The organism is Acidiplasma cupricumulans (assembly GCF_001402935.1).
In the GTDB taxonomy this organism is placed as follows: Archaea; Thermoplasmatota; Thermoplasmata; order Thermoplasmatales; family Thermoplasmataceae; genus Acidiplasma; species Acidiplasma aeolicum.
Genome location: NZ_LKBH01000010.1, coordinates 1 through 13,951 on the forward strand (window position 1 = coordinate 1; position 13,951 = coordinate 13,951).

General features: G+C 34.5%; 10 protein-coding genes. 6 read left to right on the forward strand and 4 right to left on the reverse strand.

Going from position 1 to position 13,951, the window contains the following annotated elements; all coding sequences use genetic code 11:
* Window positions 1–38: 38 nt before the first annotated feature.
* The 4 genes from AOG55_RS00180 to treZ are packed head-to-tail and all read left to right on the forward strand — an operon-like array spanning window position 39 to window position 6,372.
* Complete coding sequence (locus AOG55_RS00180) at window positions 39–1,223, forward strand: MFS transporter (protein ID WP_055040735.1); 1,185 nt, start codon at window positions 39–41, stop codon at window positions 1,221–1,223.
* A gap of 42 nt (window positions 1,224–1,265) precedes the next feature.
* Complete coding sequence (locus AOG55_RS00185) at window positions 1,266–2,183, forward strand: alpha/beta hydrolase (RefSeq protein ID WP_055040736.1); 918 nt, start codon at window positions 1,266–1,268, stop codon at window positions 2,181–2,183.
* Window positions 2,184–2,226: 43 nt separating this feature from the next.
* Window positions 2,227–4,677, forward strand: coding sequence for a malto-oligosyltrehalose synthase (gene treY / locus AOG55_RS00190; protein ID WP_055040737.1), 2,451 nt, complete (start codon window positions 2,227–2,229; stop codon window positions 4,675–4,677).
* Window positions 4,678–6,372 (forward strand): malto-oligosyltrehalose trehalohydrolase, encoded by a 1,695-nt coding sequence (gene treZ / locus AOG55_RS00195; protein ID WP_055040738.1) that lies wholly within the window; start codon window positions 4,678–4,680, stop codon window positions 6,370–6,372.
* On the opposite strand, the gene glgX is transcribed toward treZ, so the two are convergent.
* From glgX to eno, 3 genes are read right to left on the reverse strand one after another with little or no spacing between them, the layout of a single operon-like run.
* Window positions 6,369–8,477, reverse strand: a complete 2,109-nt coding sequence (gene glgX, locus AOG55_RS00200) for a glycogen debranching protein GlgX (protein WP_055040739.1) — start codon at window positions 8,475–8,477, stop codon at window positions 6,369–6,371. The genes treZ and glgX overlap by 4 nt on opposite strands.
* Before the next feature lie 44 nt (window positions 8,478–8,521).
* On the reverse strand, window positions 8,522–9,283 hold the full coding sequence (gene dph5 / locus AOG55_RS00205) for a diphthine synthase (RefSeq protein WP_055040740.1): 762 nt from the start codon (window positions 9,281–9,283) through the stop codon (window positions 8,522–8,524).
* Window positions 9,283–10,494, reverse strand: a complete 1,212-nt coding sequence (gene eno / locus AOG55_RS00210; RefSeq protein ID WP_048100882.1) for a phosphopyruvate hydratase — start codon at window positions 10,492–10,494, stop codon at window positions 9,283–9,285. The genes dph5 and eno overlap by 1 nt, the downstream gene beginning before the upstream one ends.
* 140 nt (window positions 10,495–10,634) lie before the next feature.
* Here eno and lonB point away from each other — a divergent pair, with 140 nt between their 5' ends.
* Complete coding sequence (lonB, locus tag AOG55_RS00215; RefSeq protein WP_048100883.1) at window positions 10,635–12,602, forward strand: ATP-dependent protease LonB; 1,968 nt, start codon at window positions 10,635–10,637, stop codon at window positions 12,600–12,602.
* Window positions 12,592–13,017: a KEOPS complex subunit Cgi121 gene (gene cgi121, locus AOG55_RS00220; RefSeq protein ID WP_055040741.1), complete on the forward strand. Its 426-nt coding sequence runs from the start codon at window positions 12,592–12,594 to the stop codon at window positions 13,015–13,017. The genes lonB and cgi121 overlap by 11 nt, the downstream gene beginning before the upstream one ends.
* Here the strand turns inward: cgi121 and AOG55_RS00225 are convergent, their stop codons facing one another.
* On the reverse strand, window positions 13,018–13,923 hold the full coding sequence (locus AOG55_RS00225; RefSeq protein WP_048100885.1) for a nucleoside kinase: 906 nt from the start codon (window positions 13,921–13,923) through the stop codon (window positions 13,018–13,020).
* Window positions 13,924–13,951: the final 28 nt, after the last annotated feature.

Here is a 13,951-nt window from a genome sequence, read left to right on the forward strand (position 1 = left end):
TATAGAGAGATTTTTATAAAACAGCCATATTTTAGATCATGGAAAAAAGCATAAGCACAAATAGAATTGTTGTGCTATCATCATTTGGCATGTATCTTGATGGTTATCAGCTAACAGTTATTGCATTTGCAATACTTTTAATTAATGAATATATACACCTAAATTCATTTGAATATGGCCTCATTATTGCATCAGTTATTATCGGTGCCATAATAGGAACTGTTATAATAGGCTATACTAGCGACATACTTGGGCGCAGGCGGATATATCTATCCACATTAATATTTTTTATATTATTTGATATTATATCTGTATTTTCATTCAATTTTCTGGAGCTATTTTTCTCAAGATTATTTCTCGGAATAGTTCTTGGTGCAGAGTATCCTGTGGCAAATTCCTACATAGCAGAGGTTAGTCCTGTGGAAAGCCGGGGATTTTATATGGCCCTCGCCACTGTTTTTTTCAGTATTGGTTCAATAAGCAGTGCCATAGCAGCAATTTTTCTATTTCCCTGTGGAAATTACGGGTGGAGATTAATGCTTGGGATTTCCATAATTCCTGCAGCTACAATTGAATTTATGAGATTTTCATTACCCGAATCACAAATGTGGGAGAAAAAAATTGTAAAAACCAGATTTTTTGATATGTTTTCAAAATTATATGCAAGGAACATCATAATAGCAGCCATTATATGGTTTTTATATGATATCGTGGCATACGGATTATCCCTAACGCTGCCGACAATACTAAAACTTGGCAATTTTTTAAATAATGTTGATAATGCATTATTAACAACATTCTTTCTCATTATAGGCATAGCATCAGGGATATACGTTATGAAAAGAGTGGACAAATATGGCCGGAAATCAATTCAAATAACCGGATTTGCACTTATGTCTGCTTTATTTCTTTTACTCCCGTATTTTTATTTTTTAGAAGGCATTATAATTTTATTTTCCCTGCTGGAATTATTTAATGCCTTTGGTGGTGCAACCGTCGGAATAATTCCTGCAGAGGTCACTGTAACGCAATTTAGGGGGTCATCATATGGTTTTTCCTCAATGATGGGAAAAATCGGTGCTGTAACCGGTGTTATATTAATGTCCTTATTAATACATGGAAACAATTATTTTAATGCCTATATTTTTCTTTCATTAATTATGGTTGCTGCAATTATCTTGACTCTAATGCTTCCGGAAACCAAGAATATAAAATTAAAATAATTTTACAGATATAATTTATAATAAATCAACATATTACATTTTATGATTGATCCTGATTTTAAATCAATAATTGAGGATTCCAAAGGAAATCCAGATATTTCGAGGCTCGATTATAAGGAGGCCCGGGAGTTGATGAATGATGCCATGCTTGCCGTATCAGGTAATAAAATAGACATACCTGATGTTAGAGATTTTTCAATTAAGCTGGATGGCAGAATATTAAGGGCACGGCTCTATAACAGCAAAAAACTTAACGATGGCATTGTTTATTTTCATGGAGGCGGATTTATATCAGGAAGCATTGATACACATGATAATCTGTGCCGGCTAATTAGCATGGAATCGGGCTTAAAGGTGATATCTGTGGATTACAGACTTGCACCTGAAAGCAGGTTTCCTGCAGCAGTAAAAGATGCATTGGATTCCTTTGGATATATATACAATAAAAGAGACGAATTTGGCATCAGTGGGGGGCTTGGTACTGCCGGGGACAGCTCAGGTGCCAATATCGCAGCCGCTCTGTGCCTATTTTCAAGGGATAATAAATTAAAGACACCTGATGTACAGGTTCTTTTTTATCCATCACTTGCACCTGACAATTTTTCCAAATCATTTATGGATTTTTATAATGGATACAATTTAACCGGAAGTGCAATAGAGTACTTTGGTTCAGCATATATGCATGATAAAACAGATGTTCTTAATCCCTATTTTTCGCCTGTTCTGGAAGAAAATTTTCAAAATATTCCACCGGCAATCATTATAAGTGGCGAAAATGACCCGCTTAGGGATCCAGCAGAGGCCTATTATAAAAAACTCCGGAATAACGGTATAAGGGCAATTGGCATTAGGGCGCTTGGCATGATACATGGTTTTGCCACTGACTTTAATATTTCCGAAACGGCCAAAAATCTGGTTATTATGGTATCCAAAATGATTCCTGAATTTATGAAACAGTAAGGGAATAAATAGCTTTTTATATTTAATTAAAATTTTTATCTTAATGAATATCTCCTCATTTTACAGGGTTCAGCTTAATAAAAATTTTAAATTTCAGGACCTTGAGAAAATAATATATTATCTTAATGACCTTGGAATCTCATCACTCTATTTATCCCCAATTTTAAAAAGTACAACCGGAAGCATGCATGGTTATGATGTTACAGATTATTCTGAGATAAATCCAGAAATAGGCGGGGAGGATGGATTATTAAGACTGCATAAAATGCTTGAAAAAACAAACATGAACATCATGATAGATTTTGTTCCAAATCATATGGGCCTGAATCATGAAAATGTATACCTTCAGGATGTATTTAAATTTGGAAAAAAATCAAAATATTATAATTTTTTTGATTTAATTAATACTCCTGATTTTCCATTTGAATCAATAATTATGCCGGTGCTTGGTAATAATTATATTGACTCATTAAATGACATAAAAATAGACGCGGATAAAAAGATTGCACTGATAAATAATCAAAAATTTAGCCTTTTGAATAATCTAAATTATTCCAATACCGACACTGATAATATTTTTAGCAAGGATAAAATTTTATGCGAACAGTACTTCAGGCCAATGTACTGGGTTAACTGCATATCAGGTACAAATTACAGAAGATTTTTTTCAGTAAACTCACTCATAGCAGTTCATTGTGAAAGGCGCATGTATTTTAAGGATATGCATAAAAAGATTATTGAATTATATAAAAATAAAATTATTGCGGCCATAAGGCTCGATCATATTGACGGGCTTTTTGATCCATTTTCATATCTTAAAAATCTAAAAAAACGCATGAAAATACCGGTATATGTTGAGAAAATTCTTACCGGGGACGAAAAATTAAGCCCCAAATTCGGGGTTGACGGAACCACAGGCTATGACTTTCTTTATTACACCACATATGTTTTTATTGATCAAACAAATGCTGGTAAATTAAGGGAGATTTATGAGGATTTTACCGGGAATAGAAATAATTTATCTGAAATGCTGTACCTAAGGAAAAAATTTTACATTGAAAATTATTATAGATCCGAGCTTGATTATTTATCCGGTATATTTTATAATAATTTTATAAAACATATTTACGGGCATGAGGCAACACTGGCTGGCACAAGGGAAATGCTGCTGGAAATAATGGCAAATTTTCCATTATACCGTATTTACATTTCAAAGAATTGCAATTTAACATGGTTTTCTGACTACATTAGGGGTTTAAATATAAAAAATAATGAATTGGGCATAATGCTTAACATGCTGGAAAAACCAGATATCAATGATTATTACTGCCTCAAAAGGTTACAGCAGTTTCTCCCGGCGGTAATGGCAAAATCCATGGAGGACAATATTTTTTTCCGGTATAATCTTAACATTGGTAAAAATGAGGTTGGTTGCAATTTATTCAGGGACTTTATCACAATAGATGAATTCCATGATTATAATAAATATAAGGCATTAAATTATATGAACTCAATTAATACGTTATCAACACATGATACAAAGCTGGGGGATGATATAAGGTCAAGGATAATAACAATTTATAACGATCCAGATTTATGGGGAAGTTTAATTAAAAATCTTCATGAAATCTCAGATAATTTTAAATATAAACACAATGGTATTGAAATTCCAGATAAAAATGAGGAATATTATTTTTATCAAATACTTCTGGCGGAATCACCAGAATACTGGGACGGCACATTTATTGAAAGGGTCACCGGTCAAATGATCAAGGCCGTAAGGGAGGCAGAGATTCATACATCGTGGAATTTTCCGGATCATGACTATGAAGGTCATTTAAAAATATTTATAGAGAGGGCAATAAAATCGGATACCTTTAAAAGTATATATATGCCCTTTTATAGGTCATTAGAATATTATGGCAATTTATATTCAATCATGCAGAATATATTAAAAATCATGTCTCCCGGAATTCCAGATATATATCAGGGATCAGAATATTTAAACAATAATTTTACTGATCCTGATAATAGAAGGAGTGTAAATTTCGGCAATCTTATGAAAATACTTAACAAAATTAAAAAAATTGATAATATATATGAATGTAATATAAATAAAATGATAATATCAGGGGAATTAAAAATGTATGTAAACCATCAATTATTAAATTTCAGGAAAGAACATAACAATATTTTTTCAGGTGATTATATTCCATTAAAATGTACAGGTATGTTATCGGATAATGTAATAGCATTTGAAAGGTCATATGGAAGAAATAAAATAATTGTAATTGTCAGCAATAAAATTGCCACGAATCTTAATGGCATAATTGAACCGGTTCGTGAATTCTGGGGTGATGCACAGATTGTATTACCCAGAAAGTATGATCTTAAGGATATTCTCACAGGAAGGAAATATAAATCCATTCAGATATTAAAACTTTCAGAGATTTTTGATATTTTTCCATTCTCAGTATTATTTAATGGTGATTAAATGGATGAATTATACCATGGAATTAAGAAATATGATGATAATTTTATTCTAAACGTATGGGCACCAAAAATCAAAAATATGCAGCTACATTTATTGGATAAAAATAAAAAAATAATAATGCATGATGCACCATATGGTTTTAAAAGTGCTGTTTTTCCTGGGCATTTTGGTGAAAAATATAAAATAATTGCAGATGGCGTGGAAATTCCAGACCCCGCATCAAGATTTCAACCGGAAGGGATTAATGGCCCAAGCCAGATAATTAATCCCGATTATAATTTCATTCATAATAAATGGAGAGTTTACGACATGAATGATACAATAATAGAGGAGATACATATAGGAACATTTACAAAATACGGTACATACAGAGGCGCAGAGGAAAAACTTGAACATTTTGAAGATATGGGAATAAATACCCTGGAAATTATGCCCCTGTCACAGTTTTACGGTACAAGAAACTGGGGATACGATGGTGTTTTCCCCTATGCCCCTGCATTCTCCTATGGAACTCCAGATGAATTAAAGCATTTTATAGACCGGGCACATGAATATAACATCAATGTTATACTGGACGTTGTTTATAATCATGCCGGGCCGCTGGGCAATATTTTACCATTACTCGGCCCATACTTTTCTGATCAGCATAAAAATCCATGGGGCCCTACCTTCAATTTTGATGGCCCATTTTCAGACCCTGTAAGGTCCTTTATTCTACAGAATGTTATTTACTGGATAAACGAATACAAATTTGATGGCCTCAGGCTTGATGCAATTCATTCAATTTATGATTCTTCACCGGTTAATATTATTAAGGAAATATCATTGATAGCCAAGCAATTCGGTGAAAAACATAACAGAAAAATTAAGATTGTGGCTGAAACAGATAAAAACGATTCCTCACTGGTTAAATCTGTAAAAAACTGTGGATATGGTCTGGATGCACACTGGAATGACGATTTCCACCATTCAATATTTACATATCTATCTGGAGAGAATGCCGGGTATTACTCAGATTATGGAGGCCCTGAACATATAATCAGGTGCCTTAAATATGGTTACGATTATAATGGCGTTTATTCAAACTATCTGCACAAGGTACGTGGTACGGTGTTCAAAAATATGCCAAAAAACAGGCTAATTGTTTGTGATTCCAACCATGATCAAATTGGAAACCGTGCCTTTGGGGAAAGGCCGCTGAAAATTCTTGGGGATAAAAAATTTAAATTTTTTGCAGGCATGATAATTTTATCACCATTCACACCAATGCTGTTTCAGGGAGAGGAATACGGTGAGGTTAGCCCATTTTTATTCTTTGTTGACCCACCAGATAAAAAATTTGCCGAATCCGTTTTTAATGGAAGAAAATCAGAGTTCTCAGACTTTTCATGGTCACAGGATGTTCCCAATCCAGCGGATATTCAAACGTTCATAAATTCAAAATTAACATGGAATGAATCAGACATGTATGTTAATTATTATAAAACTTTAATTTCATTAAGAAAAAAATACGTTTCTGAGAAATATAAATTATATATGCCTGAAAAAAACGTTATAAAAATAGGTTACGAGAATGCATCTGTTTATTTCTCTCTATCAGAAAAAGATGTAAAAATAAATGGTCATGGCATAATTTATACAACATCTAAAAATAATATTATTAACAAATTTGATATATTAATAAAATTAAATTAGGGTTCTTCAAGTATGTACGCTGATTGTGGTTCAATATTCAAAACTGTGTCTGATATACCAATTGGAAAATTTTCATGTTCTGGAAGTGAATCTATAATTATCTGTGCCTTCTTCCATCTTTTTGGAATTGAAAAATTTATCTTATCCTCAGTTGGATTAAATATCAGCATTAGGTTATCATAGGATACCGGCTCACTGAAAACCCTCTCCATTCCTATTGCGGTGAGTATAACGCCTATTGCTTTATTATTCCCTGACGTCCAGTCCTCCTCGGACATCTCGGTACCATCAGGCTTTACCCATATAACATCCTTAATATCTGTTCCCGGTATTATTTCGCCCTTAAAGAAGTTCCTGCGCCTTAATACCGCATATTTTTTTCTTATATTTACCATATTTTTAACGAAATTTAAGAGTTTTAACCTTTCATCATCGAGATTCCAGTCATACCATGAAATTTCATTATCCTGACAGTAAGCATTATTATTGCCATTTTGAGTTCTCATTATTTCATCGCCACCAAGAATCATTGGTGAACCCTGAGATGTTAATAATGTAATAAAAAAGCTTCTTATTCTTTTGTTTCTAAGATATTTTATTTTATTATCATCTGTTTTGCCCTCTATTCCAAAATTTTCACTTATATTGTCATCAGTGCCGTCCTTATTATCATTTAGATTATTCTCATTATGCTTGTTTGTGTAAGAAACAAGGTCATACATTGTGAAACCGTCATGTGATGTTACATAGTTTATGCTTGAATGTGGCCTCCTGCCACTCGTCTGGTAAAGATCAGGCGAACCCGATATCCTTGTTGCAAACTCGCTTATATTTACACCACGATCCTTCCAGTAGTGCCTTATGGCGTCACGGTATTTTCCATTCCATTCGGCCCACATGGGTGGAAACTCTCCAACCTGATATCCACCGGGCCCCACATCCCAAGGTTCTGCTATTAATTTTACCCTTGATATTACAGGGTCCTGATAAATTATATCAAAGAATGCGGAAAGGCTGTTAACATCATAGAGCTGCCTTGCCAGGGCTGATGCAAGATCAAATCTAAAGCCATCAACATGCATTTCAGTTATCCAGTAGCGAAGGCTGTCCATTATTAACCTGAGGACCTGTGGATGACCGGCATCAAGGCTGTTACCGGTACCGGTTACATCATAATAGTATCTGGGATTGTCAGCCTGAAGCTTATAATAAACAAGATTATCGATGCCCTTAAATGACAGGGTAGGTCCAAGTTCATTTCCCTCTGCTGTATGGTTATAAACCACATCCATTATAACCTCTATATTATTTTCATGAAGATTTTTTACCATGTTTTTAAATTCATTAATCTGGTCCCCAGGTTTTTTCGTTGACGAAAATCTGATGTCTGGTGCAAAATAGCCTATTGTATCATATCCCCAGTAATTTGTCAACTTTTTATCATAAAGATATTCCGCTGTTACCTCCTGCTGGGCAGGCATAATTTCAACAGCAGTTATGCCCAGATCCTTTAGGTAATCAATCATTTTCTGCGATCCCAGTCCACTATAGGTGCCCCTTATATTTTCACCAATATCTGCCCTGAGCTTTGTAAAACCCTTAATATGGGTTTCATAAATCAATGTATTATTCCATGGAATATCTGGATTTTCCACACCCTTCCAGTCAAAGTTATCCTTATAAACAACTGATTTTGGCACAAACTGAGAATCGTTTTCAGTGCTGAATGATAGATCCTTCTGATCGCTATCTGTATCATAGCCGTAAACAGATTTATTCCATGTAACATCTGATGTTATTGCCCTTGCGTACGGGTCTATTAAAAGTTTGTTTTTATTAAAACGAAGACCCAGCTCCGGCTTATACGGTCCATCAATCCGGTAATTATAAAGCGTTCCAGGTTTAATACCTGATACAAAAACATGCCATATATATCCATCTTTTTCCTTTAAATGTATTGTTTCACTTGGATATTCATCATATGGTGTATCATAAAATTCAAGGCTTACCGCTGTGGCATTTTCTGAGTATATTGCAAAATTTGTGCCGTCTTCATAAACGGTTGCACCCTGAGGATAACTATGCCCTGGCTTTAGGTTATACATATAGTTGTATACCATATTGATATAAAATGTTTAACAATAAAAAATTAAACATTATCACAAAAAATTTTAACGAATTCAATTTCCTTATCATTTAACTTTGCCGGAAGAATAATTGAGGCAGGCGACATTGATATTTTTTTATTTATAACATCCTTAATATGGCCGGCAATTATATATTCATCCTCCCGGGCTATATTAAAGCCAGCAATAATAAATGTGTCATAATTTATTATATTGCCATTTCTTTTTTCCTCCATTTTAATGAGAATATCCAGTGCCTCATTTATCTCCATTGTCCGGCCATTTTTTAAATCAAGCAGGATAAGCGTATGAAAATCATTAACATAATTTTTATATATTTTATCGTACACGCTCAGGGGAAAAAAATTTTCATATATGAATGGAAGTGATATTACAGGCCCAAATCTGTAATTAAATAAACCCGTTCTGGATGGAAAAGCTGTAAAAATTGATGCATTTTCAAAAATTTTTACATCAATACCATTTTTTATTGCCTCAAGCCGCAATTCATTATGTGTTGTTGCAGTGAGTGCATCCCCCGTAACTATAAAGGAAACATTGCTATTTAAAGCATTTTTAATTATTTCATTGGATGATTCAACTGTGTTTCTATCAGCCTTAATTAACTTTTTACCGGTTATGGACCTTAGATAATCAAAAGTATTTTCAGGTGAAATTGATGTATAGGTTTCAAAATATACAATATCTGAATTTTTAATGGCATCCAGCTGTTCAAGCGTTATGCTTTTATATCCCCTAAGGCCAATGCCTATTATATTAAGCATTAGTCTATCAAACCCTCCTCTATTCTTATTAGTTCATTTAGTTTAGCAAGTCTCTCACCGCCTATTGTTCCAGATTTTATCAGCTTTGAATTAAATCCAACAGCAAGGTGGGCTATAAAATCATCCGTTGTTTCCCCGCTGCGATGTGAAACAACAGTTTCCATTTTATTTTTAGTCGCAAGCTTAACCGATTCTGTTGTATCAGATAATGTTCCTATCTGGTTAACCTTTATCAATACACCGTTTGTGGATTTCAATTCTATTCCCTTTTTAATTCTTTCAGGATTTGTTGTATAAAGGTCATCGCCAACTATAAGGGCATTATTTCCTATTTTTGACGTTATTTCAGAAAAACCCTCAAAATCTGTATCAAATAATGGGTCTTCTATATAATAAAATCCATGCTCCTTATTTAACGAAATTGCAAAATCAATCTGCTCATCCCTGGATAATATTTTATTTTTGTAAATATATTTACCATTATTATAAAAGGAATCTGCTGCAAAATCAACACCAAGAAGGATTTTAACCTTATTATCTGATGAAATTTCATTTACAGCGCTTTTCATTATATCTATTGCCTCCTCATCAGAAACATCGGCAGTCCATGCCTTTTCATCACCAAGGCCAACACTCTGGTTTTTTAATTTATCAGATAAAATTTCCCCCACCTTTTTGTGGACCAGAATATTATAATAAACAGAATCATAGAAGGATTTACCCTGTGATGAAACCAGAAACTCCTGTATTGTTGTTCCCCTTTTTGAATGCTTGCCACCCCCTATTATATTTCCAAGAGGTCGTGGTATTGCCGGATTTAGGCCACCAACGTATCTGTATAATGGTATATTAAGATAGCTGGCCACAGCCTTTGCATTTGCTATTGAGAGCGCGGTTGCAAGGTTACCTCCCATGGCTGAAAAATTATCGGTACCATCAAGATCGTGGAGTAATGTATCAAAAGACCTCTGTGCAAGTGCGTTAAAGCCTATTATGGCATTTCTTATATTTCTATTATAAAAATCTATGCTTTTTTCAACATCCCTATCAGGATAGGCGATTACCTCGGTTTCGCCTGTGCTGGCACCCGCAGGTGCAGAGCAAGTTCCTGAATAATTTCCAATGTTAATTGTAGCCTCTATCGCTATATTCCCGCGCGAATCGAAAATTTTTCTTACCGAGGAACCGGTTATCTGCAAAACTTCATTCATATATGTACATCTTATTGTTTCATAAAAATTTATTGATATAATAATAATGTTAAAATTTTTCTCTCATCGGGCAAAAAATATAACAAATTATAAAAATATTTATTAGAAAAACTTAATAAACAGAATTAGATTATCATAATGTGGACGCAAATAATAATGATGTAGAGGAATGGTTATCTAATCAGGGCATAAAGTCTACGAAAGATATTGAAGTGCCCAAGCTTCTTTTTAACCAGGTAATTGGTCAGGAGAAGGCCGGAGAGGTAATTAAAAAAGCGGCCATCCAGAAAAGACACGTCCTTTTAATTGGGGAACCAGGTACTGGAAAATCAATGCTGGCACAGTCCATGGTTGATTTTCTCCCCAAGGAGGATTTAGAGGATATTCTGTGCTTTCCAAATCCAGAGGATCCAAACAAACCCAGAATTAAGACCTTCCCAGCCGGAAAGGGTAAAGAAATTGTAAAACAGTATCAGATAAAGGCCGAAAGGGAGAAAAAAGATCGTTCAAAAAGCTTACTTTTTATTGTATTTTCAATCATACTGTTAGGAATAATCCTGGCAATAGTTCTATACAAAAGCAGCCCAAGCACAGCCATAGAAATATTATTCTTTGCCATAATTGGTGCCGCGTTTATATACATATTATTGGCCATGAATCCTGCTGCCGCCAGAATTGAACGTGTTATGGTTCCAAAAATTCTGGTCTCACATAATCCCAATGATAAGCCACCATTTATAGACTCAACAGGTGCACATTCCGGTGCACTTTTAGGCGATGTGAGGCATGACCCATTTCAGTCTGGTGGTCTTGAAACACCTGCACATGAGAGGGTTGAGGCTGGAAATATCCAGAAGGCAGATAAGGGAGTTTTGTTCATAGATGAAATAAATCTATTAAGACCAGAGGATCAGCAGGCATTATTAACCGCAATGCAGGAAAAGAAATTTGCAATTTCCGGGCAGAGTGAAAGAAGTGCAGGTGCAATGGTTCAAACAGAGCCAGTTCCATGTGATTTTGTTCTTGTTGCTGCAGGCAATCTTGATGCAATAAAAAATATGCATCCAGCACTTAGATCAAGGATACGTGGATATGGTTATGAGGTTTACATGAATGATACAATGGATGACAATGATGAGAACCGCAGAAAATTGGTTCAGTTTGTTGCGCAGGAGGTTGCAAAGGATAAAAAAATCCCACCCTTTGACGCCGCCGCAATTGTTGAAATAATAAAGGAGGCACAGAAGCGTGCAGGAAGAAAGGGAAAATTAACATTAAGATTAAGGGAACTTGGTGGTCTTGTAAGAATCGCTGGCGACATTGCTGTGAGCAAAAAGGAAGCAATAGTAACAGCAGAGGATGTAAACGCTGCAAGAGATCTAAGCAAGCCTGTGGAACAGCAGATAGCTGATAGGGCAATAGAAGTTAAAAAATTATACAAAATGTTTACCGGTCAGGGATCAGCAGTTGGAAAGGTTAATGGCCTTGCCGTTATGGGTTCCAGCGAAATGGCGGACTTTACAGGAGTGGTGATGCCAATAGTTGCGGAGGTTACACCGGCACAGCACCCTAATAACGGTACAGTTTATGCAACAGGTAAACTTGGAGAAATAGCAAAGGAAGCTGTTCAGAATGTGGCCGCCGTAATTAAAAAAATCAGCGGCAAAAACATTTCAGATATGGATATACATGTACAATTCATAGGTACATATGAGGGTGTTGAGGGCGATTCGGCAAGTGTTTCAATAGCCACCGCAATTATATCTGCAATTGAAAATATACCAATTGATCAGACCGTTGCAATGACCGGTTCATTAAGCGTCCGTGGCGATGTTCTTCCAGTTGGTGGAGTCACCGCAAAGGTTGAGGCTGCAATAGACAGTGGATTATCAAAGGTAATAGTCCCCCTTGCAAATTACAATGATATTATACTTGATGAGGCTCATAAGGACAAAATAGAAATAATCGCTGCCGCAACAATAGATGATGTACTTTCAAACGCCCTTGTTAAAGGCCCAGAAGAAGAACAGTTCCTTGAAAAGGTTAAAAACATAATACATCCTGTATCAAAGGAGATAACAACATCGAAGAGGCCAAATGCGGTATAAGATCGATTATATAAAATTTAATAATTTTAATTTTGATTTAATATTAAATTTTATAAAATCAAGAAATAATTTTTTTCAGGTTGTGGATGCAAAAAGCATTATATCTGAGTTGCAAATAATTAATGCCTTAAAAAAAACAAATCGCTATTTCAGGCATAATAAAAGAATTAAAATTAAATCAAATATATTTTTAATGTACCTTGGTTATACAACACAGATATCAAGTGCAATAGATCTCAACGGGATACATCGGGATTCTGAAAACGGTATTGTAATTTACGAAAAATCCAGCGATTTTGAAAACTTTTTAAATCTGGGTGGAATTGAAAAATCAACTTTTAAGCTTCCGTATGATAAGGTGGGGTGCGATAAAAAGGTTTTTATGGATATGGCGTATATCGATTTGCTAATTTAATTATAAAACCTCTGTCTGGTTATATATTCTTAATATTCTCATTAAATCATCCTTTTTTACGGAAAAATCAATTATTGGCTTTCTTATTGCATAGGATGCAACTATATTTCCAAGTTTAACCGAATCCTCAATATTAAAATTATTGTAAAGCCCAAAATAAAAACCTGCCCTAAATGAGTCGCCTGCGCCAACAGTATCGTGTATATCCTTTGTTAAATAAGCATCAAAATGTTTTTCACCATCCTTTGAGTAAATAACAGACCCGTGGCTGCCACACGTTACAATAATGTAATCCAAATAATTTAATAAGTCATCCTTTGTATGTTGCACCATTTTTAATAAATAAGAAAATTCATTATTATTTATTATCATTATATTTGATAAATTAATCATGGCCATGGCAGTATTTTTTGTATACATATACCATGTTTCCTGACCAGGGTCAAAAACAATTTTTGAATTTTTATTTTTTTCGGCTATTTTTATGTATTCCTCTGCAGGGCCTGTTCCAAAATGTATGTACCTGTAATTATCGTATTCAAAATATTCAGAGGGTTTCCATTTTGTGTATACCGGACCCTGGTACATGTATGCAATCTGTTCTTTTCCATCCGACGCTATGTAACAAATTGGTCCCGTGTCATCATCAAAAATTTTTATGTGTTTATAGTCTATATTCCGCTGCCGGAGAAAATCAAGAAATCCACTATGGGTTGATCTGGAAACAGCAGCATAAAGATCATAATCCACCCCGAGTGATTTTGAAACAAATGCAAAATTACCTGCTGTACCAGCGTAAACATTATTTAAATTTTTAACACTGGTTGCCTCACCCGGCATTGGTAAATTTAAAACACCAAGTTTTACATCTATATTTAAATGGCCAAAGAAGGAGAGAAACTTCATTACAACAATATCATTTCATTATATTTAA